Genomic DNA, 21757 nt, shown 5'->3' with positions numbered 1-21757 from the left:
GACATTGGAAAATACAAAACAAGGAGTAAATAAAACCATGATAAAAGTTCTCTTCATCTGCTTAGGCAACATCTGCCGTTCCCCCATGGCAGAATTCATCCTAAAGGACCTCGTCGCCAGGCGAGGCCTCACCGACCGCTTCGAGATAGCCTCGGCTGCCACCAGCACCGAAGAAATCTGGAATGGCATCGGGAATCCGATTTACCCGCCGGCGCAGGCGGAGCTTAAGAAGCATGGAATCGGGAATACGCCGGAGACCGATTTTCGGGACAAGCGGGCGAGACAGTTGACAAAATCCGATTATGAGATTTATGATTACCTCATAGGGATGGACGAAAGCAATATCCGTGGAATCGAGCGGATAACCGGGCATTGTGGCGGTAAAATATCCATGCTGCTTTCCTTTGCCGGAGAGCAGGCAACAATATCTGACCCATGGTACAGCGGCAGGTTCGATAAAACCTATGCGGATGTAACACGCGGATGCGAAGCATTCTTAGAATATCTCATAGAGCAGGGAGAAGTGTAGATGATAGAAATCTTATTTGGCGAAAGTGAAGGCGTAGCCATGAAGCTTGCGAAGAACTATCAGCAGCCAGATTATGAGGATGGACCAACCGCATGGCTTGGGGAAAAGCCGGACAAAGCCACCTTTGAAGACATGTTTGCAGGAGAAGCAGTTGGCGGAACTTCTGCGGAGGTCATTATACTGCCATTTATGTTGGACATTGGCAGCCTGAGGGAACCGCTGGATGGTACATATCGGAAGAAGATAATCTTAGAGCAGTATGGTGTCTATTGGAATGAGGATGAGAAAGAGGGGCGGGAAGAATTAGAGCAGGCAGTGGAAACCTATGTAAAAGAGCTGCAGCGGATGGAGCAGTTTGCAAAGCAGGGAGAATCTTTCCGTATCTGGTACAGCAACAAGCCTTATTCCCTGTGCGGACTCTGCCATGCAGTCAGTGTGCTGCGGAAATATGAATGTGCGATATCCGTGGTACGTCTGCCGGATTTTGTAAGAGAAGAGGAAAATACGACGGTACGTTATTCTTCCTGGGGAGAAGTAGATGCCGGACAGTTTTATCGATTCCTCCCATTGGAAAGGGAACTTTCAGAGCATGAGCAGAAAGTATTTGCATCCAGATGGGACGAACTTAAAGAAGAGGATGCACCTCTTCGGGTTCTGATAAATGGCTGTCTGGTGGGCGTAAAAGAGGATTTTTATGATTTCCTGATTCGAAGAGAACTGCCGGAGGGCGAAATCATACAGGCAAGACTCATTGGAAATCTGTTGTTAAAATATCCCCTTGGAATCAGTGACAGTTGGTATATGAACCGCATCAATCATATGATTGAGACCGGAGAGATAGAAGTAGTAAAAGAGGCGGATGAAATTTTCCGCCGGAGCATCAGAAAGGAGCAGTAAGGAATGAACGAGATCATAAAAGCAATGGAGACAAGAAGAAGTATCAGAGGTTATAAGGAAGATATGGTGCCGGAAGAGCTGATTGCAGAAGTAGTGGAAGCCGGAACTTATGCGGCTACCGGAATGGGCAGGCAGTCACCGATTATACTTGCAGTTACCAATAAGGAAGTAAGGGACAGACTTTCCAAGGTAAATGCTGAGATTATGGGAACAACCGGCGATCCGTTTTATGGAGCACCGGTTGTACTGGTGGTGTTAGCAGATAAGAGCCGTCCCACCTATCTTTATGATGGAAGCCTCGTTATGGGCAATCTGATGCTGGCAGCACATTCCTTAGGCCTTGGAAGCTGCTGGATTCACCGTGCAAAAGAAACTTTTGAGCGGGAAGAGGGAAAAGCAATTTTAAAGGAACTTGGCATTGAAGGAGATTACGAAGGCATTGGAAACTGTGTCATCGGCTATGCAAAAGAACCGGCAAAAGACGCCGCTCCGAGAAAAATAGATTATGTTCATTATATAAAATAAAATTGGATAATATAAAGGACATAGTGAAAAAATAGCATCAGATTTGTAAAAAATACTTGCAAAACAAAAAAAGCAGTGCTATCATAGTCAACAACTAGGAGATATAGTTGCAAAAGCTGGGAAAGAGACTCTTACTTTTAGAGGCCGACAGGAATACAGCGTCACCGACTGAGAGCGCTGTTTGGAAGAGAAAGCAAAGGGAACACTCTGGAGCCGATTGGCTGAATTACAGTAGGTCAGTACGTAGTGCACGTTACGCACGAAGAGAGGGAAGATGAAGCATTCATTTTCCAATGCGGGTGGTACCGCGGATAAGAAGATTATTCGCCCCGGAATACGAGTCAGTATTCCGGGGTTATTTTTATACTCCGGGCTGACAATCATATCAGAAAAGGAGTAGATAAGATGAGCAACATTTACAGAGACGTAACCTTAAATCAGGTAAGCGAAAACGACATTGGAAAGACACTTCGGGTAGCAGGCTGGGTAGAGAATATCCGGGACCATGGCGGCGTATCCTTTATTGATTTAAGAGATATGTATGCAGTAATGCAGATTGTAATCCGGGATGGAAAACTGTTAGAGGGAATCCGTAAGGAGCAGGCAGTTTCCATAGAAGGTCTGATTGAAAAAAGAGATGAAGAGACCTACAATCCAAAGATTCCGACCGGAACCATTGAATTAGAGGCAAAGAGCGTAGATATTTTAGGAGAGGTTTATACACAGCTTCCATTTGAAGTAATGACCAGTAAGGAAGTCCGCGAGGATGTCCGGTTGAAATACCGTTATCTGGATTTGAGAAACCAGAAAGTAAAAGACAATATTATTTTCCGTTCCAAGGTAATTTCATTCTTAAGAGAGAAAATGACAGAAATGGGATTCTTAGAGATTCAGACTCCGATTCTTTGCGCATCTTCTCCGGAGGGCGCAAGAGATTACATCGTGCCATCCAGAAAATACAAAGGAAAATTTTATGCATTGCCACAGGCACCACAGCAGTACAAACAGCTTCTGATGGTATCCGGATTTGATAAATATTTTCAGGTTGCACCATGTTTCCGTGATGAGGATGCAAGAGCAGACCGTTCACCGGGAGAGTTCTATCAGCTTGACTTTGAAATGAGCTTTGCAACCCAGGAAGATGTATTTAAGATTGGTGAAGAAGTACTTTCTGCAACCTTTGAGAAATTCGCACCGGAAGGCAGCAAAGTAACGAAAGCACCATATCCAATCATCAGTTATAAGCAGGCAATGTTAGAGTTCGGAAGTGACAAACCGGACCTTCGGAACCCACTTCGTATCATCGATGTGACAGAGTTCTTCCAGAGATGTACCTTTAAGCCATTTATCGGAAAGACGGTAAGAGCCATCCGTGTACATGCAGAGATGTCCAAAGGTTTCCATGAGAAACTTTTGAAATTTGCAACCGGAATCGGTATGGGTGGATTAGGATATCTGGAAGTATTAGAAGATGGAAGCTATAAGGGACCGATTGATAAATTTATCCCGGATGACATGAAAGAAGAATTCAGAAATCTGGCAGGCCTTGAAGTAGGAGATACCATTTTCTTCATGGCAGATAAAGAAGAGCGTGCCGCATATTATGCAGGCATGATTCGAAATGAATTAGGCGAGAAGCTGGATTTAATTGAGAAAGATGCATACCGTTTCTGTTATGTCAATGATTTCCCAATGTTCGAGCGTGACCCGGAGACCAAGAAAATCGGATTTACCCATAACCCATTCTCCATGCCACAGGGCGGCTTAGAGGCACTCAATACCATGAATCCGCTGGACATCTTAGCATACCAGTACGATATCGTCTGCAACGGCGTGGAACTTTCTTCCGGTGCAGTCCGTAACCATGATATGCAGATTATGGAGAAAGCCTTTGAGATTGCAGGTTATGATAAAGAAGTACTGAAAAATAAATTTGGTGCATTATACAACGCCTTCCAGTTTGGAGCACCACCACACGCAGGAATGGCACCTGGAATTGACCGTATGATTATGTTACTGCGTAACGAGGATAATATCCGTGAAGTCATTGCTTATCCGATGAATGGAAATGCACAGGATCTGATGTGTGGAGCACCAAACGAAGTAACAGAGCAGCAGTTAAGAGAAGTTCATATCAAAGTACGTGATTAAGGAGGAAAAACAATGGCAAATGTGATTTCAGATGAAACCATGGAATACGTTGGAATCCTTGCAAAGCTTGAACTTTCCGAAGAGGAAAAGGAAGCAGCAAAAAAAGACATGGAGAGCATGTTAGATTATATTGATAAATTAAACGAACTGGATACATCCGGTGTAGAACCGATGTCCCATGTATTTCCGGTGCATAATGTATTCCGGGAAGATGTAGTAACCAATGGTGACAGCGGCGAGGATACCCTTGCCAACGCGCCGGAGCGCAGAGACCGGGCATTTGTTGTACCAAAGACCGTAGATCAGTAAAGGAGGCGGCAGAAGATGAATTTATTATCACTGACAGCAGTAGAGCTTGGGAAAAAAATCAAAGCCCATGAAGTATCAGTAGAAGAAGCTACAAGAGCCGCCTTAGATGCCATTGCAGCAAAAGAGGATGCGGTACACAGTTTTGTTACCGTAGATGAAGAAGGTGCAATGAAGCGTGCGGCAGAAGTGCAGAAGCTCATTGATGACGGCACATTGACAGGACCGCTGGCAGGAGTTCCGGTTGCAATCAAAGATAATATGTGCACAAAAGGAATGCTGACCACCTGCAGTTCTAAAATTTTATATAACTTTATTCCGACTTATACCGCAGAAGCAGTATTAAATCTGGAAAAAGCCGGAGCAGTAATTCTTGGAAAGACCAACATGGATGAGTTTGCCATGGGAAGTACTACAGAGACTTCCGCTTTTGGCGAGACGAAGAATCCATGGAATACAGAACATGTACCGGGAGGTTCTTCCGGTGGAAGCTGTGCTGCAGTTGCAGCAGAAGAATGCTTTTATGCATTGGGTTCAGACACTGGTGGTTCTATCCGTCAGCCAAGTGCATTCTGTGGTGTGACCGGCATCAAACCAACATATGGAACCGTATCACGTTATGGACTGATTGCATATGGTTCTTCTTTAGACCAGATTGGACCGGTAGCCAAAGATGTGACAGACTGCGCAACCATTTTAGAGGCAATTACTTCCTATGATAAAAAGGATTCTACTTCCATTCAGAGAGAAGAGACCGATTTTACCAGTGCATTAGTCGATGATGTGAAAGGAATGAAAATCGGTATTCCAAGAGATTATTTTGGAGAAGGACTGGATGCAGAAGTAAAGGATGCTATTTTAGCAGCCGCTAAGAAATTAGAAGAAAAAGGTGCTATCGTAGAAGAGTTCGATTTGAGCCTGGTAGAATATGCAATCCCTGCTTACTATGTAATTGCAGATGCAGAAGCAAGCTCTAACCTTGCCCGTTTTGATGGCGTAAAATATGGCTATCGTACGAAAGACTACGAAGGACTTCACAACATGTATAAGAAATCCCGTTCCGAAGGCTTCGGAGCAGAAGTAAAACGTCGTATCATGTTAGGTTCCTTTGTCTTAAGTTCCGGATATTATGATGCTTATTATCTGAAAGCACTGCGTACGAAAGCTTTGATAAAGCAGGCATTTGATAAAGCATTTGCAAAATATGATGTTATCTTAGGACCGGCAGCACCGACCACCGCTCCGAAGTTGGGAGAGTCCTTAAGCGACCCGTTAAAAATGTATTTAGGCGACATTTATACCGTATCGGTGAACTTGGCAGGACTTCCGGGAATCAGCCTGCCATGCGGCATCGACAGCAAGGGGCTTCCGATTGGCATGCAGTTGATTGGAGACTGCTTCAAGGAGAAGAATATCATCCGTGCCGCATATGCCTTTGAACAGACAAGACCATATCAGCACAGCCCGTTAGCAGCAGAATAGGAGGAAAAGAAGATTATGAATAAACAGTATGAAACCGTCATCGGACTGGAAGTCCATGTGGAACTGGCAACCAGGACCAAAATCTTCTGTGGCTGTTCTACTGCATTCGGAAGTGCACCAAATACACACACCTGTCCGGTCTGTACCGGTATGCCGGGCTCTCTTCCGGTTTTAAATAAACAGGTGGTAGAATATGCCATGGCAGTAGGTGTTGCCATGAATTGTGAAATCAACCAGTATTGTAAATTTGACCGGAAGAACTATTTCTACCCGGACAATCCTCAGAACTATCAGATTTCCCAGCTTTATCTTCCAATTTGCCACGATGGCGGCATTGAGATTGAGACTTCCGAAGGAAAGAAAACCATTGGAATCCACGAGATTCATATGGAAGAGGATGCGGGAAAATTAGTCCATGATGACTGGGAAGATGTTTCCCTGGTGGACTATAACCGTTCCGGTGTGCCACTGATTGAGATTGTATCTGAGCCGGATATGCGTTCTGCAGAGGAAGTCATTGCTTATCTTGATAAATTGAGAATGATTGTGCAGTATCTTGGTGCATCCGACTGTAAGATGCAGGAAGGCTCCATGCGTGCAGATGTCAACTTATCTGTCCGTGAAGTAGGAGCAAAAGAATTTGGTACCCGTACCGAGATGAAAAATATCGGTTCCTTTAAAGCAATTGCAAGAGCCATTGAAGCAGAGACAGCAAGACAGATTGATTTGATTGAGTCTGGCGAAAAGGTGGTTCAGGAGACCAGACGCTGGAATGATGACCAGGGATATTCCTATGCCATGCGTTCCAAAGAGGATGCACAGGATTACCGTTATTTTCCGGAACCGGATTTGGTTCCAATCGTCATCAGTGATGAATGGTTACAACGCATAAAAGACAGCCAGCCGGAATTAAGAGAAGCAAAACGTCAGCGTTATCAGGATGAATTCGGCCTTCCGGAATATGATGCTAATATTTTGACTTCTGCAAAGAAGATGGCAGATGTATTTGAAGCAACCACAGCAATCTGTAATAAGCCAAAGAAAGTATCCAACTGGCTGATGGGCGAAACCATGCGTATCTTAAAGGAGCAGAACAAAGACCCGGAGGATATTGCATTTTCACCGGAGAATCTGGCAAAATTAATCGAACTTACCGATGCCGGAACCATCAATGGCAATGTAGCAAAAGAAGTTTTTGAAGAGATTTTTGCTAAGGATATTAATCCGGATAAATATGTGGAAGAGAATGGACTTAAGACCGTAAATGACGAAGGTGCATTACGGGATACTATTGCAAAAGTCATTGAAGAAAATCCTCAGTCGGTAGAAGATTACCGCAATGGGAAAGAAAAGGCAATCGGTTTCTTGGTAGGTCAGACCATGAAAGCCATGAAGGGCAAAGCAAATCCTGGAATGGTAAATAAGATATTGAAAGAACTGTTATAAAGAAGTGTTATAAATAACAGGGAATGCATGCAAGCTTTTCCTTATATGTATAAAAAATCCTGCAGTATGAAGGTATCAGAAATACCTGTCATGTTGCAGGATTTTTATGTTTTTACTGTAGTCTGTCAATAAAGAGAAGCCAAACTTATGCCTTTTTTCTGGAAACAGAAGTTCTGATAAGATAGCATATGGTTCCAACTACAAATCCAATGCTGATCCACTGGGAGGTGGATAAGGCAAAGAGATGACCGCGGACGGCATCATAGCGGACATATTCTAACAGAAACCGCAGAATACCATAGACAATAAAATATATGGCAATCGTGTGCGGATAAGATTTCTTTAAATCCAGTATTGCAAGTACGACAGCAAGAATCAGAAGACAGATTGCTTCCACCAGCTGAACTGGAAACAGCGTAGTATCAGATGGCGCAATGGAATGCTCCGGGAACTGTACTGCAAAAGGTCCATCATATGGAATTCCATAACAGCAGCCGGCAAGAAAACATCCGATACGTCCGAAACCGTGAATCCATGGAATCAGATAAATCAGGTGAATGATAAAAGGCTTCCAGTCAATATGATGTATTTTTCCGGCCAGCAGAAAAAGAAGCAGTCCTCCAATCAGTCCGCCATAAAATACAAAGCCACTCTGCATAATGTAATTAAAATACTGGGGTTCTAACATACGGGACCAGTCAATGTCCCGGTAAGAAATGAATAGATACAAAAGCTTGGCGCCTAAGAAGGCGCCAAGTAATGTGTAAGCTTCTAATATAAGCATATCATCGAAGTTAAGCTTATATTTTCTGAGCGGATACAGGGCAAAAAGATTTGCCGTAATCACTCCAAGTGTGATCATAAATCCATAAGATGGGATATGAAATCCCAGAATATTCAGATAAAGTGCCATCTTTTTCCATGTATCCTTTCAAAAAACAAATATTAGAATGCGCTTGCAACAGATGCAACACATGCAACACATGCGATGTAAAGCAGTAAGCCTAATACTAATCCGATGATAGAGCATACAAGACCACCTGTAGCACATTTAGCCTGATTCTTATGTCCAACAGCGCCTAAGATAGTACCGATAAGACCTAAGATTGCTCCGATCCAGCCATAAACACCTACTGTAACTACGTCAACAACGATGGAAATAATTCCTAAAACTAATGCTGCGACACCCATTTTCATGTCCTCCTTGGTTTATAAAAATCTAATAAATTACATTGAAAGTTTAGCATTTAATAGGGAGACTGTCAAATATTGGTTGCAAATTTTGAAAAATAGTAAAAAATATCAGGTTCTGTCATATATGAAGATTTTATAAAATTATGGCTGCGAAGGTTGAGATTAAAACCGGCTTGAATTATAATAAAAGCAATGTTTTAGAATCTTAAAACAGATTTGAGAGAATAGGAGAATCAGATATGACAGAGAATGAAGACAAGAGAGAACTTGAAAATATAGATACTGTAGAAGAGACAAAGAAAGAGACCACAGATGAGAAGAAGGATGAATACGAAGAAATCTGTTACATCTGCCGCAGACCGGAAAGTGTTGCCGGTAAGATGATAAAGATTCCGAATAATATCTGCATTTGTAAAGACTGTATGCAGAGAACCTTCGACAGCATGAATAACTCTGGATTTCCAATGGGTGATTTTATACCAAATGGTCAGATGCCCAATATCAGCATGATTAATCTTTCAGATTTGCAGGGCTTTATGCCGCAGAGCCAGAAGATTAAGAAAAAGAAAACCAAAGAGGAGAAAGCAGAAGCTCCAAAATTAGATATAAAGAAGATTCCGGCACCACATAAGATTAAAGCAAGCCTGGATGAATATGTGGTTGGACAGGAATATGCCAAGAAGGTAATGTCTGTGGCAGTTTACAATCACTATAAACGTGTGGCAACCGATACGATGGATGATATTGAAATCGAGAAATCCAATATGTTAATGATTGGACCGACCGGAAGTGGTAAGACTTATCTGGTGAAGACACTGGCAAGACTTCTGGATGTGCCGCTGGCAATTACAGATGCGACTTCCTTAACTGAGGCAGGTTATATCGGAGACGATATCGAAAGCGTTGTCAGTAAATTGCTTGCAGCTGCAGATAATGATGTAGAGCGGGCAGAGCATGGCATTATTTTCATTGATGAGATTGATAAAATTGCCAAGAAGAAGAACACCAACCAGCGTGATGTCAGCGGAGAATCCGTGCAGCAGGGAATGTTAAAGCTTCTTGAAGGAGCAGAAGTGGAAGTGCCGGTGGGAGCCAGCAGCAAGAATGCCATGGTTCCGATGGTTACCGTTAACACTAAGAATATTCTTTTTATCTGTGGCGGAGCTTTCCCGGATATTGAAGAGATTATCAAAGAACGTCTCAATAAGCAGGCATCCATTGGATTCCAGGCAGATTTAAAGGATAAATATGATAATGATGAGAATCTCTTACAGAAAGTAACGGTAGAAGATGTAAAGAAGTTTGGAATGATACCGGAATTTATCGGAAGACTTCCGATTCTCTTTACCCTGGAATCACTTACTGTTGATATGTTGGTCCGTATTCTAAAGGAGCCGAAAAATGCTATCATCAGGCAGTATCAGAAGCTTCTGGCATTAGACGAAGTCAATCTGGTATTTGAAGAGGATGCACTGCGGGCAATTGCAGAGAAAGCAAAGGAGAAGAAGGTCGGAGCAAGAGCACTCCGTTCTATTATCGAAGAATTTATGTTAGATATCATGTATGAGATTCCAAAGGACGAAAACATCGGCCAGGTAACGATTACAAGAGATTATATTGAGAAAAAGGGCGGTCCGCTTATCACTATGCGTGGAGTGGCAGCATTACCGGTAAACGAATAAAATAAAAGAAAATAAGTGCCGGAGCTTATATGGAAGATTGTAAAGACGCACCATACTCGGAAGAATATTACGACCTTCTGGTTTCCTATCTGAGCCTTGAAAATGAATATCTTCCGGGAGGCTGTATCCAGAATATTGATAAAGATTTTAATGTAGTCTATTTGCAGAGTGCAGGCTTGCCGAAGCTGGATATTGACCAGTATACCTATTCGGCAATTCCAAAATGTTTTACCACATTAGACGAAGAGGCATTGCAGGCAGGCGGAATCATAAGGGTACAGAGTCAGCCAAATCTTGCTTTGAGAGGGCAGGGTGTTCTGATTGGATTTGTGGATACCGGAATTGATTATCAGAATGAAGTATTCCGTAATTCCGATGGCAGCAGCCGTATATTAAGAATCTGGGATCAGAGCATTCGAAGTGAAGATACACCAGAGGGATTCCTCTATGGAACGGAATATACAAAAGAACAGATCGATATGGCGTTGTTAACAGATGCACCTCTTCGGGTAGTACCTCACCGGGATGAAGAAGGTCATGGTACCTTTATGGCAGGTCTTGCGGCAGGAAGCGAAAAACTTTCGGAGAAATTTGCCGGAGTAGCACCCTATGCACAGATTGCCATGGTAAAGCTGAAGCCGGCAAAGGAATATTTAAGGCGTTTTTATTATATTTCGGAAGGTGCAAAGGCTTATCAGGAAAATGATATTATGGCGGGGGTGGCATATCTGACCAGACTGGCGGAACGATATCGCCGCCCTCTGGTGATTTATCTTGGGCTTGGAAGCAATTCCGGGGATCACAGTGGAAACAGTGTGATTTCGTATTATCTTAATTATGTTTCCTTCAAGCGGAATACGGCAGTTGTGGTAGCAGCAGGGAATGAAGCTACTGCCAGACATCATTATTACGGAGAAGTTGCATTCGGGCAGCAGAGTGATGTGGTAGAAGTAGATGTGGAAGATGCAGTGGCGGGTTTCCATATTGAAATGTGGGCAAAGGCTCCGGAGCTTTATTCGGTGCGGATTATATCGCCAACGGGAGAGCGGACGGCAGGTGTCCGGGTGCAGCAGGATGGCAGAGAGGTATACCGTTTTGTATTTGAAAATACACAGGTTATCATTGATTACCACATTGTTGGCACTGCCACAGGAGATCAGCTTATTTATATCCGGTTTGACCGGCCCACCAGAGGCATCTGGACGATTGAGGTAAATGGCGATTACAGTATAGAAGGAAGATATCACATGTGGCTTCCGATTACCGGACTGATTGCCGGTGATATTTCTTTTATTCGTTCTAATCCGGATACGACAATTACCATGCCGGGAAATGCAGCTGCACCGATGACAGTAGGTGGATACAATGCAGGAAATGACAGTATTTATCTGAATTCCAGCAGAGGATACACTGCATCGGGACTGGTAAAGCCGGATTTTGCAGCACCGGGTGTCAATGTGATTGGACCGGCACCGGGCAACCGGTTTGAGGCAAGAAGTGGTACCAGCATTGCAGCGGCAATTACTGCAGGAGCTGCAGCACTGTATCTGGAATGGGCAGTAGAGCGTGGTTATAATACTGATATTACAAATGCAGAAATTAAAAATGATTTTATCCGCGGTGCGGTGCGGTTAGAAAGCAGAGTTTATCCGAACCGGGAATGGGGATATGGAACCTTAAATCTCTATCAGACCTTCGAACAGTTGCGCCGGACATAGGAGGTTCTTGTTTGCATAGAATAACTGCTTCTGTGGGATTCTATATAGAAAACACGAAGCAGGAGGGTAAAGATGAAGCAGGAACATGCAATTGATTTACGAAAGGCAGCCATTATCGGATGTGGGTTTGTCGGCTCTGCCACTGCATTTACACTGATGCAGAGCAAGCTCTTTTCCGAACTGGTTCTAATTGATGTGGATAAAGCAAGAGCGGAAGGAGAGGCCATGGATATCAGCCATGGAATGCCATTTGCCGCACCGATGAAAATATATGCCGGCAGTTATGATGACATTGTGGATGCCGACATTATTATCATTACGGCGGGAGCAAACCAGAAACCGGGAGAAACAAGGCTTGAGCTGGTAAAGAAAAATGTAGCCATTTACAAAAATATTATCCCGGAAATTGCCAGCAGAAGGTGTCGTGGCATATTACTCATCGTATCAAATCCGGTGGATATACTGACACTGGCAGCATTGAAATTATCCGGTTTTCCGGAAAACCGGGTAATCGGTTCCGGAACAGTATTAGATACTGCCCGGTTAAAAAATATGCTGGGAAAACAGCTTGGCATCGACAATCGTGGTGTGCATGCATTTATTGTAGGAGAGCATGGAGACAGTGAGGTGGCGGTATTCAGTTCTGCCAACGTATCCGGTATTCCGTTGGAACAGATTTATAAGCTGCGTGGCTATGAGGAATATGAAAGTCATACGAAGCGTATATATGAAGAAGTAAAGAACAGTGCTTATGAAATCATAGAGCGTAAGCAGGCAACCTATTATGGAATTGCAATGGCGATTAAGCGGATTTGTGAATGTATTGTCAGGGATGAACATTCGGTGCTTCCGGTGTCCAGTCTGATGCATGGGCAATATGGCATTTCTGATATCGTGCTGAGCATGCCGGCAGTGGTGGATGCCGGTGGCGTGGAGCAGATTCTTCCGGTGTCATTAGACGAAGAAGAGCGGGCAAGGCTTCATGCGTCAGCAAAAGCACTGCGGGATGTGATTGCTGACATAGAATTATAGAGCAGGCGGAATAGAAAGAGAGAAAGAAAAGGGTAGAAGGAATCAGGCAGGACAAAAGAAGGAGGAGTTTCCATGAAATATTTATTACTGGTGGTATCCATTTTCGGGCTGGATGAAGGAATCAAGCAGCGGGTTGATAAGAAGGAGCCGTTGGGAAAAGAAAAAAGAGTTCCAAAGCTTCCGGTTGTAATTGAAAAATATTATAACAATGGAGCCGCATTGAATCTTTTAGCGAAGAAACCGAAAATTATGCTGGGGTTACACAGTGCATGCATGGCAGGACTGATGGCCATATATGGGTTTGTATTAAGAAGAGGAAATACAGGACTGAAAACCGGTATGAGTATGATGGTTGGCGGCGGATTAAGCAATCTCTGGGACAGAATTCATAAGAAGCATGTGGTGGATTATATCCGCTTTGATACACCGTGGAAACGCTTTTCAAGAATTGTATTTAATATTTCCGATTTCTTTATTTTTATCGGAGCAGCAGTTTCTATGTTGTTTGCTTACAGGTAAGAAAACGGGATTGCAGCCAACGGTAATAATACCGAAGGAAGCAATCCCATTTTTCTTAATCAAATTCGTTCGTTATATCTTAATCAACATAAAAAATCATTATTAAAAATCAAATTCTATATCTGAGAAAGGTACATTGAAAAACCTTGATTATTGCAACTATTTAATTACTGTTACGTTAGTTGCCTGAGGACCTTTAGCGCCTTCTGTTACGTCAAATTCTACTGCTGCGCCTTCTTCTAAGGATTTGTAACCATCCATGTTAAGTCCTGAGTAGTGTACGAATACATCATTACCTTCTGCATCAGAGATGAATCCGTAACCCTTCTGGTTATTAAACCATTTAACTGTACCGTTCATTATAGTACCTCCACAAAAATTATCTAGCCATATGGCTATGCTTAGAATAGCATAATTTATTTTAAAAGTAAAGAAAATTAGTTGATATCAGTATAGGGGATATCATGCCCGGCAAAAAATTTTCGTATCAGCAGATCCCATTCCTGGTCGAAGGTGTGGTCTAGGGTAAAACTGCGGTAAGATACACCATTGGTACAGGAAAGAATACCATCCTGAAATTTGATGTTTAAGAAAACTCCATTCAAATCCTGGGTAGTCAGACCACTTTTGCTTACTTCCAGAGTATTTTTAAGATTCTTTGGAGAAAGCTGAAAGATAAAGCGGAAATAGGAGGGGGTATGTTTTCCCTTGATCAGGGCGAAGCAGTTTTCACGCAGCATGCCAAAAGGCAGGCAGCTTAAACCGGTTAGTTCCAGTTCATCCAGTTCTTCCGGACTGTAGAAATCCGGTACAAGATGTCCGTCGATTTCATAGGAACCTTTTCCACGGATGGTAGCTTCTGATAATAAGAAGTGGTCAAATAAATCCGTGCGAAGTAATTTATTCATAAAATCCTTTACCTGTAAAAGTTGTATTGCAATCATAGTATCCTCCTCATTTTTAAAGTGTAACACAAACCGGATAGAAAAAACAGAGAAAGTATTGTAGAATGTCTATGAAAAGAAGCAGATCGAAAGGAAATGATATGAGAAAACAAAGATTATTAACCGGTATTGCAGGAATACTTATGGCATTTCTGTTTACCGGCTGTAATACATCATCCGTTGAAGAATGGGTAGATGAAGTAGTAGAAGATATCAATGGACAGATACCGGATAATACCTTGCTTCCGGTAGAGTCGGTTTCAGAGGAAAAATATGTATATGGCCAGCTTACGGAAGAAGAACAGCTTGTTTATGATGAGATGCTGGATGCTATTTTAAATCATCGGGAGGAGGTGGCAGTTGCTACATTAGATAAAGACGTACTGGCAAAAATGTATGAAGCAATTATGGCAGACTATGGTGGACTCTTCTGGGTGGATGGCTATTCCTATACGGAATATTCTAGGGCCGGTGTATTGACCGGGCTTAAGTTTGCACCGAAGTATACGATGGATGAAGCTGCAAGACAGGAGACACAGGCGGCAATTGATGAAAAGGTCGATGTGCTGCTTGGCGGCATTTCATCCGAGGACAGTGATTACCAGAAAGCACGGTTTATATTTGATACGCTGGTGCGTACGGTAAATTATGACCTTAATGCAGAGAATAATCAGAATATCATCAGTGTATTTCTAGAGGGAAGAACGGTGTGCCAGGGCTATGCCTGTGCCACAAAATATCTGATGGATTTATTAGATATTCCATGTACGATAGTGACAGGAACTGCCAATGGAGAACCACATGCATGGAATCTCATCGAACTGGATGGAGCCTATTATTATATGGATACTACCTGGGGTAATCCAACTTCCAACAGTCCGGATGACTTCGGAGATGTAGCTGAAGTGGTAGATTATTGCTTTTTTACTGCAACTACAGAAGAGTTATTTCAGACCCACAGTCCCAATGTGAATTTTTCATTGCCGGAATGCAATTGCCTGGATGACAGTTATTTTGTGCAGGAAAATTGTTATTTTAAGGACTGGTATCCGGAAGACATCGGAGCATTATTTACAGAGCTTGACAGCCACCCTGTACAGATGAAGTTTGAGGATGAGGCAGTTTATGGGCAGGCACAGCAGTTTTTCATTGAAGAAGGGCATATCGGGGATTATTATACCGGGGATAGTTCCTTATTTTATATGAAAAATGAGACAATGCGGGTACTTACTTTCCTGAAAAAATAAAATATTTGTGAAATATTATAAATTTTTAAATATTCTCTTTTCAAAACGTAATATTTATGATAATATGACGTAGTAATGAAAACTACTTGTTATTACAAAGAAAAACATAACATATAATTTTAAACATTGCGTACATACTATAAGAGAGATGACTACGCAATCAGGAGGATAGAAAATGAGCTACAAAATCATAGTAGACAGCTGTGGAGAGTTATTTGATGATATGAAAGCAGATGGAAGATTCCAGTCTGTTCCGTTAGAACTTGAGGTAGATGGATACCATGTGGTGGATGATGAATCCTTTGATCAACTGGAGTTTATTCGCAGGGTAAAGGAAAGCAGGCATAGCCCGAAGTCATCCTGCCCATCTCCACAGAGATATGTGGAAGCATATTTAGGAGAAGCAGAGCATGTATATGTAGTAACACTTTCCGGTAAATTAAGCGGTTCTTATAACAGTGCAGAGCTGGCAAAGAAGCTTTATTTAGAAGAACATAGGGCAAAACAGATTCATGTATTTGATTCCTGTTCTGCATCCATTGGAGAGACTCTGATTGCAGAAAAGATACAGGAATCAGAGGAAGCCGGAAAGAGCTTTGAAGAAGTGGTTGCTGAGACGGAAAAATATATTAAAGACCAGCAGACCTTCTTTGTATTAGAGACTTTAGAGACTCTGCGTAAAAACGGCAGACTCAGTAACCTGAAAGCCTGGGTTGCCGGGGCATTAAATATCAAGCCGGTAATGGGGGCCACGCCCGAGGGTACAATCTGTCAGCTGGGACAGGCAAGAGGAATGACAAAGGCATTGGACTATATGGTTAATGAAATTGTAAAGAGAACGAAAGAGTGTGAAAAGAAGATTTTATCCATCGCACATTGCAATTGTCCGGAACGTGCAAAACAGGTAAAAGAAAAATTGGAAAAGCTGGCAAAATTTAAAGATATCAGAATTGTAGATACTGCAGGAGTCAGCACCATGTATGCCAATAATGGCGGTGTTATTGTAGCAGTTTAAAAAATAGTAGATAAAAAGTGGATAAAAAAAGCAGAATCGGCGCAGGCTGGTTCTGCTTTTTTGCAGCCTGTATCCAGTAACAGCGGTAACAAAATGGAGCATCCGCATATAGTAATAACAGACGATTGCAAGGCAAGGAGGGATGAAATGCAAATCGCAATCATTGGAGCAGATGAAAGAACACCGGCATTGAAACGTTGTCTGACGGAATCAGGAATTGGAATCATAGAAATAACGGAGCAGAATATCCGGCGACTGATGCAGAGTCAGATTATTGTATTACCGTTGCGGGCACTGGAGGAGGATGGCAGAATCAGAGGAAGCAGGGTAAAAATAGGAATGGTATTATCCTATGCAGCGGAGAGAAGTGTTATTTATGGAGGTTGTTTCCCGGAGGTTCTGACACGAAGACCATCAGGGCGGCGGATACGGCTGGTTGATTATATGGAAGATGAAGTCTTTAGAAATGAGAATGCCGGACTGACAGCAGAAGGCTGCCTTGTAGAAGCAATGACAAAGAGCAGGTGCTGCGTGAAAGGAAGAAACTGTCTGGTGGCAGGTTTTGGTTATTGTGGAAGAGCCATGGCAAAGCTGCTTTTATCTTTGGAAGCGGAAGTAACTGTTTATGATATAAAGGAAGATTGCCAGCGGGTGGCAATGAAAATGGGGTGTAGCTTGTGGCAGGAGAATGCAGAGGAGCAGAACTTTGAGTGGATTTTTCATATGGCAGATAAACCATGTCCAATAGACACAGTCTTAAAATGGTGCGATGAGAAAACATATCTATGGGATATTACAACTGGTGGCGGACTTCCGGCAGAGGAGTTAGAAGAAAAAGGTATTCATGTGGAACATCTTACTGCCGTTCCTGGAAGAATACTGACAGAAAGTGCAGGAATCATTCTTGCACGGATGATAGAAAGAGGAGCAGCAGATTATGGAAGAGTATAAGCTTACATTAGGACTTGGAATTACCGGCTCTTTCTGTACTTTTGGGAAGATACTCCGGACGACAGAAGCACTGGTGCAAAAAGGAATAAAAGTTATTCCGGTATACTCCAGACATGCAGGAACTTTGGATACCAGATTTATGACAGCGGAAGTATTTCAAAACAGAATGCAGGAGATTACAGGAGAAAGGGGAATTCAAAGTATCGTGCAGGCAGAAACCATCGGTCCGTCAGGACTTTTTGATGTGATGGCAATTGCACCATGTACCGGAAATACCATGGCAAAGCTGCAGCAGGGCATTGTAGATACCACAGTGCTTATGGCAGCCAAAGCGCATCTTAGAAATGAAAAGCCGTTGGTGCTGGCAATTTCTACCAATGATGCTTTGTCCATGAATCTTAGAAATATCGGACTGCTGATGAATATGAAGCATATCTATTTTGTACCTTTCCGGCAGGATGATTATCAGAAGAAGCCCCATTCACTGGTGGCAGATTTTGGACAGTTAGAGGATACCATAGCTGCAGCCATGAAAGGAAGACAGCTGCAGCCGGTGGTACTGTCTCCAATGCCGGTAGATTATAAATGAATGTCAGTCTTATATTCACTGAGCCAGTAATGAATCTGCAGGAGATAAGCAATCATCTGAGGACCTGCCATAAGCTGGCCATACCATGGTTTGCCATAGTCTCCTTCCTGATTTAAGAATTGCATAGTCTTTTCTTTATCAATCAGTGCAAGAAGGGGACTTTCCCCGGTGGTCAGCAGTGCACTCAGACGCTGACGCAGGAGCTGTTCATAGTAAGGATGGTAGGTCTTAGGATAAGGACTTTTCTTGCGGAAAGTAATGGTGTCCGGAAGATAGTCTTTCGCACACTGCCGCAAAAGGTTTTTCACAAGACCATCTTTGGCTTTCATTTCCCATGGCACATTAAAGACATAGGAAACCAGGTTTTTATCTGCAAAAGGAACGCGGGCTTCCAGACCGGAGAACATACTGGTGCGGTCCATGCGGTTTAGCAGAGTCTGCATAAAGTAGCGGATGTTAAGATAGGAAATACGCCGGCGGCTGCATTCCGTATCATTGTCCGATGGCAGAATATCGACCTCTGCAATGGCATTTTCATAAGAACTTTGCACATAGGAATCTAAGGACAGTGCATCTGCAATTTCGTCTTTTAAGAAGGACTTGCGGAAAGACAAATCCGGTGTCCATGGAAACGTGTTGCAGGAAAGAAAATTCTTCCGGTGAAACCACGGATAGCCGCCGAAAACTTCATCGGCACATTCGCCGGTCAGGACTACCTTATGCTGCTTACTGACTTCCCGGCAGAAGAAGAGCAGGGATGAGTCAACGTCAGCCATACATGGAAGGTCATGGGCTTTCATGGAAGCAAAAAGTAAGTCAGCCTGGGAGCGGTTGTCACAGGTCAGATATTGATGCTCACTCTTAAGATAGTTTTTCATAATATCCACAAAGGGACGGTCTTCGGAGGGCTGAAAATCATTTGCCTTAAAGTAACGGGAATTATCTGTAAAGTCAAAGGAATAGGTAGAAAGAGTCTGCCCTTCTTTTCTTAATTCTTCCGCACAGACCGAAGAGACAAGACTGGAATCCAACCCGCCGGAAAGAAAGGTGCAGATAGGAACATCGGAAACCATCTGCCGGCGGATGGACTGTAACAGCAGCTCTTTTGTGTGGACAACGGTTTCTTCATAGCTGTCTGTATGTGGATGGCTTTCTAATCGGAAGTAACAGTAATCTTTCAGTCCGGAAGCACTGAAAGTGAGGTAATGTCCCGGCAGACATTCAGCCATATGCTCATAAACTGCGTTGCCGGGGTTCCTGGCAGGACCAAGACCAAAGATTTCGGAGAGTCCTGTTTTATTTACCGAAGGGATGCAGCCGGGATAACAGAAAATTCCCTTCGGCTCGGAAGAAAAGATAAGTGTGTCATGAAAAAGCCGGTAAAAGAGCGGCTTTACACCAAAGGCATCCCGGAAGAGATAGAGAAGCTGATGAGCCTCATCATAAATGGCAAAAGCGAAAATACCATTCATTTTCCGGACAAAGGACGGTCCTTCAAAAAGAAATCCATTTAAAATGACTTCTGTATCGGAATGAGTACGAAAGGTCATGCCATGGGAAAACAGTTCCTCACGGAGTTCTTTCGCATTATAAAGTTCTCCATTATAGACGATGGTGAAGTCTGCGTCACAATAATGTCTGGTCATAGGCTGAAGTCCACCATGAGGATCAATAATGGCAAGCCGGGTGTGGGAAAACCCTGTATGAGAGGTTAAATAAATACCATGGGAGTCCGGCCCGCGGTGATAAAGTGCGTCACTCATATCAGATAGAATGTTACGATAATAAGGCTCCCTTTCTAAAAAATCAGTATGTAAATTACAAAAACCGGAAATACCGCACATAGCAATTCTCAATTCATTTTTTGTAGTAATCTATGCATTTCCCTGAATAAAAAGTACAAAAAAGAAGAGAGATTTATGAAAGAGAGGAAACATTTTCTAGGTGCAAAGCACAGGTAAGGAGTTGCCGGCAGTAAGTTGTGCGGGTTATAATAAAAAAGATGAAACTATTTTTCCGGCTGGAACGTCTAATTTACAGAAAGCAAAGGTTGAAAGGCTTTCTTTGCATATGCAGGTTTTCGGAAAGAGAAGAGGAAACAGGAATGAAGAAGAGAGGAATCGCAAAAGCGGTGGAGCAGGAAATCCTTGCATCCTATGAACAGCTTTACCGGCTGGCAATTACCTATGTAAAGAACGAACAGGACGCAATGGATGTAGTGCAGGAAAGTGCATATAAGGCAATGAAAAATGCCGGTCAGGTGAAGGAAGAAACCTATATTAAGACCTGGCTCTGGCGGATTGTTATAAATACGTCACTGGATATGTGCAAGAAACAGAAGCGTATCGTAAGTGGAGTATTTATCCCGGAAGAAGCAAAAGAAGATGTATACAAAGACTGGGATATGCTGGCAGCGTTGGAAGAATTAGAAGAACGGGAAAGAACCATTGTGATATTAAAATATTTTGAAGAATGGAAAATAGATGATATTGCAGATCTTCTGAAAGAAAATCCAAACACCGTAAAATCAATCCTGTATCGCAGCTTAAAGAAATTAAAGATAAAGATGTCCAGGGAGGAAATAGCATGAACCATGAGAAAATAGACAGGATGAAGCAGGAATATGAGCAGATAGAAGTCCCGGAAGCATTGAAAACGCAGGTGGAAGCCGGAATCAGAAAAGGAAAGAGGGATACCACGAAAGGCAGTATCCGCTTTTTAAAAGGAGCAGCAACGGTAGCGGCAGCTATGGTTGCACTGGTGATTTCGGTAAATGTAAGCCCGACAATAGCCCATGCCATGGAAGAGGTTCCATTACTTGGCACAATTGTAAAGGTAGTGAACTTTTCTACATATTCTGATGTACAGGATGATAAGAATATGGAAGCAAATGTAGACATTCCCCAGGTGGCAGTGACAAATCAGGATGGGGAAGTATTATCGGATGAGACGGACGAGCTGAATCAGGAAGTGAAAAAGTATGCCGGTGGTATTATTAAGTCTTATCAGTCAGATGTAGCTTCCATTGAAGATGGTGAGAATGGTAATGAGGCAGTGAATTCGTCTTATCAGGTAGTGACAGATAACGACCGGCTGTTTGCTTTAAGAATTGATACTTCCATTGTAATGGCAGGATCGAACCAGTATACGAAAATCTATAATATAGATAAGAAAACCGGAAATACCATTACATTAAATGATTTATTTCAGAAGGATTCCGATTATCTGGACCGGATTTCAGAGGAAATAGAAAAGCAGATGAAGGAAAATATGGAAAAAGACAGTAACCTGCAATACTTCTTAGACAAGGATGTAGATGGCTACAGCTTTGATGGAATTAAGAATGATGTAAATTTCTATGTCAACAAAGAAGGAGAGCTGACCATTGTTTTTGATAAATATGAAGTAGCACCGGGTTATATGGGAATTGTAGAATTTACGATTCCGACCAGTGTGGTTTCTGATATTATAAAGGACGGATATCTGCAATAATATGACAAAGATGGTGCGTACTAGGCATTTATAGTAAT

At 42.7% G+C, this 21757-nt stretch carries 22 protein-coding genes; 17 read left to right on the top strand and 5 right to left on the bottom strand.

Going from position 1 to position 21757, the window contains the following annotated elements; all coding sequences use genetic code 11:
* The first annotated feature begins 37 nt into the window (after positions 1-37).
* The 7 genes from DXB39_RS05230 to gatB all read left to right on the top strand — a co-directional run bounded on the left by DXB39_RS05230 (position 38) and on the right by gatB (position 7336).
* Entirely contained in the window at positions 38-529 is a 492-nt protein-coding gene (locus tag DXB39_RS05230) for a low molecular weight protein-tyrosine-phosphatase (protein ID WP_117840732.1), read from the top strand.
* Positions 530-1426: a DUF3658 domain-containing protein gene (locus DXB39_RS05225; protein ID WP_117840734.1), complete on the top strand. Its 897-nt coding sequence runs from the start codon at positions 530-532 to the stop codon at positions 1424-1426.
* 3 nt (positions 1427-1429) lie between these two features.
* Positions 1430-1951 carry a nitroreductase gene (locus DXB39_RS05220; protein ID WP_117840736.1) on the top strand — a complete coding sequence of 174 codons (522 nt, stop codon included), beginning with the start codon at positions 1430-1432 and terminating at the stop codon, positions 1949-1951.
* Between the two features lie 405 nt (positions 1952-2356).
* Complete coding sequence (gene aspS, locus DXB39_RS05215; protein WP_117699106.1) at positions 2357-4102, top strand: aspartate--tRNA ligase; 1746 nt, start codon at positions 2357-2359, stop codon at positions 4100-4102.
* Between the two features lie 12 nt (positions 4103-4114).
* On the top strand, positions 4115-4411 hold the full coding sequence (gene gatC / locus DXB39_RS05210) for an Asp-tRNA(Asn)/Glu-tRNA(Gln) amidotransferase subunit GatC (RefSeq protein ID WP_117840738.1): 297 nt from the start codon (positions 4115-4117) through the stop codon (positions 4409-4411).
* A gap of 15 nt (positions 4412-4426) precedes the next feature.
* A complete protein-coding gene (gene gatA, locus DXB39_RS05205; protein WP_117840740.1) occupies positions 4427-5890 on the top strand; it encodes an Asp-tRNA(Asn)/Glu-tRNA(Gln) amidotransferase subunit GatA in 1464 nt (487 codons plus the stop codon).
* 15 nt (positions 5891-5905) lie between these two features.
* Positions 5906-7336, top strand: a complete 1431-nt coding sequence (gene gatB, locus DXB39_RS05200; protein WP_117840742.1) for an Asp-tRNA(Asn)/Glu-tRNA(Gln) amidotransferase subunit GatB — start codon at positions 5906-5908, stop codon at positions 7334-7336.
* A 145-nt stretch (positions 7337-7481) separates the two neighbouring features.
* Here the strand turns inward: gatB and DXB39_RS05195 are convergent, their stop codons facing one another.
* Both DXB39_RS05195 and DXB39_RS05190 read right to left on the bottom strand, forming a co-directional pair.
* Complete coding sequence (locus DXB39_RS05195; RefSeq protein ID WP_117699109.1) at positions 7482-8249, bottom strand: prolipoprotein diacylglyceryl transferase; 768 nt, start codon at positions 8247-8249, stop codon at positions 7482-7484.
* Positions 8250-8281: 32 nt separating this feature from the next.
* Positions 8282-8527 (bottom strand): hypothetical protein, encoded by a 246-nt coding sequence (locus tag DXB39_RS05190; RefSeq protein ID WP_117699110.1) that lies wholly within the window; start codon positions 8525-8527, stop codon positions 8282-8284.
* A gap of 242 nt (positions 8528-8769) precedes the next feature.
* On the opposite strand from DXB39_RS05190, the gene clpX reads away from it, so the two are divergent.
* The 4 genes from clpX (at position 8770) to DXB39_RS05170 (ending at position 13481) form a co-directional block, all read left to right on the top strand.
* Complete coding sequence (gene clpX / locus DXB39_RS05185; RefSeq protein WP_117698946.1) at positions 8770-10212, top strand: ATP-dependent Clp protease ATP-binding subunit ClpX; 1443 nt, start codon at positions 8770-8772, stop codon at positions 10210-10212.
* A gap of 29 nt (positions 10213-10241) precedes the next feature.
* On the top strand, positions 10242-11930 hold the full coding sequence (locus tag DXB39_RS05180) for a S8 family peptidase (RefSeq protein WP_117840744.1): 1689 nt from the start codon (positions 10242-10244) through the stop codon (positions 11928-11930).
* 72 nt (positions 11931-12002) lie between these two features.
* The gene (locus tag DXB39_RS05175) at positions 12003-12962 is read left to right on the top strand and encodes an L-lactate dehydrogenase (RefSeq protein WP_117698944.1); all 960 of its coding nucleotides are present in this window, start codon (positions 12003-12005) and stop codon (positions 12960-12962) included.
* 72 nt (positions 12963-13034) lie between these two features.
* Positions 13035-13481, top strand: a complete 447-nt coding sequence (locus DXB39_RS05170) for a signal peptidase II (RefSeq protein ID WP_117840746.1) — start codon at positions 13035-13037, stop codon at positions 13479-13481.
* Positions 13482-13640: 159 nt separating this feature from the next.
* On the opposite strand, the gene DXB39_RS05165 is transcribed toward DXB39_RS05170, so the two are convergent.
* A complete protein-coding gene (locus DXB39_RS05165; protein ID WP_022242668.1) occupies positions 13641-13841 on the bottom strand; it encodes a cold-shock protein in 201 nt (66 codons plus the stop codon).
* A 77-nt stretch (positions 13842-13918) separates the two neighbouring features.
* On the bottom strand, positions 13919-14425 hold the full coding sequence (locus DXB39_RS05160; RefSeq protein ID WP_117698942.1) for a DUF5721 family protein: 507 nt from the start codon (positions 14423-14425) through the stop codon (positions 13919-13921).
* A gap of 101 nt (positions 14426-14526) precedes the next feature.
* Between DXB39_RS05160 and DXB39_RS05155 the strand changes: the two genes are divergently transcribed.
* From DXB39_RS05155 to DXB39_RS05140, 4 genes are all read left to right on the top strand, one after another.
* The gene (locus tag DXB39_RS05155) at positions 14527-15672 is read left to right on the top strand and encodes a transglutaminase domain-containing protein (RefSeq protein WP_158565952.1); all 1146 of its coding nucleotides are present in this window, start codon (positions 14527-14529) and stop codon (positions 15670-15672) included.
* 175 nt (positions 15673-15847) lie between these two features.
* Positions 15848-16687 carry a DegV family protein gene (locus tag DXB39_RS05150; RefSeq protein WP_117840750.1) on the top strand — a complete coding sequence of 280 codons (840 nt, stop codon included), beginning with the start codon at positions 15848-15850 and terminating at the stop codon, positions 16685-16687.
* Between the two features lie 147 nt (positions 16688-16834).
* Entirely contained in the window at positions 16835-17638 is an 804-nt protein-coding gene (locus DXB39_RS05145; RefSeq protein ID WP_158565950.1) for a hypothetical protein, read from the top strand.
* Positions 17625-18227 carry a dipicolinate synthase subunit B gene (locus tag DXB39_RS05140; RefSeq protein ID WP_117840754.1) on the top strand — a complete coding sequence of 201 codons (603 nt, stop codon included), beginning with the start codon at positions 17625-17627 and terminating at the stop codon, positions 18225-18227. Before DXB39_RS05145 ends, DXB39_RS05140 begins: the two co-directional genes overlap by 14 nt.
* Here DXB39_RS05140 and asnB read toward each other — a convergent pair.
* Positions 18218-20071, bottom strand: a complete 1854-nt coding sequence (gene asnB, locus DXB39_RS05135) for an asparagine synthase (glutamine-hydrolyzing) (protein WP_117840756.1) — start codon at positions 20069-20071, stop codon at positions 18218-18220. The two genes, DXB39_RS05140 and asnB, sit on opposite strands and share 10 nt — an antisense overlap.
* A gap of 260 nt (positions 20072-20331) precedes the next feature.
* Between asnB and DXB39_RS05130 the strand changes: the two genes are divergently transcribed.
* Both DXB39_RS05130 and DXB39_RS05125 read left to right on the top strand, forming a co-directional pair.
* Complete coding sequence (locus DXB39_RS05130; RefSeq protein WP_117698937.1) at positions 20332-20817, top strand: sigma-70 family RNA polymerase sigma factor; 486 nt, start codon at positions 20332-20334, stop codon at positions 20815-20817.
* A complete protein-coding gene (locus DXB39_RS05125; RefSeq protein ID WP_117698936.1) occupies positions 20814-21719 on the top strand; it encodes an RsiV family protein in 906 nt (301 codons plus the stop codon). Before DXB39_RS05130 ends, DXB39_RS05125 begins: the two co-directional genes overlap by 4 nt.
* Positions 21720-21757: the final 38 nt, after the last annotated feature.

The organism is Roseburia sp. OM03-7AC (assembly GCF_003462625.1).
Classification (GTDB): Bacteria; Bacillota; Clostridia; order Lachnospirales; family Lachnospiraceae; genus Roseburia_C; species Roseburia_C amylophila.
This window is presented reverse-complemented; position numbering and strand designations above follow the sequence as displayed.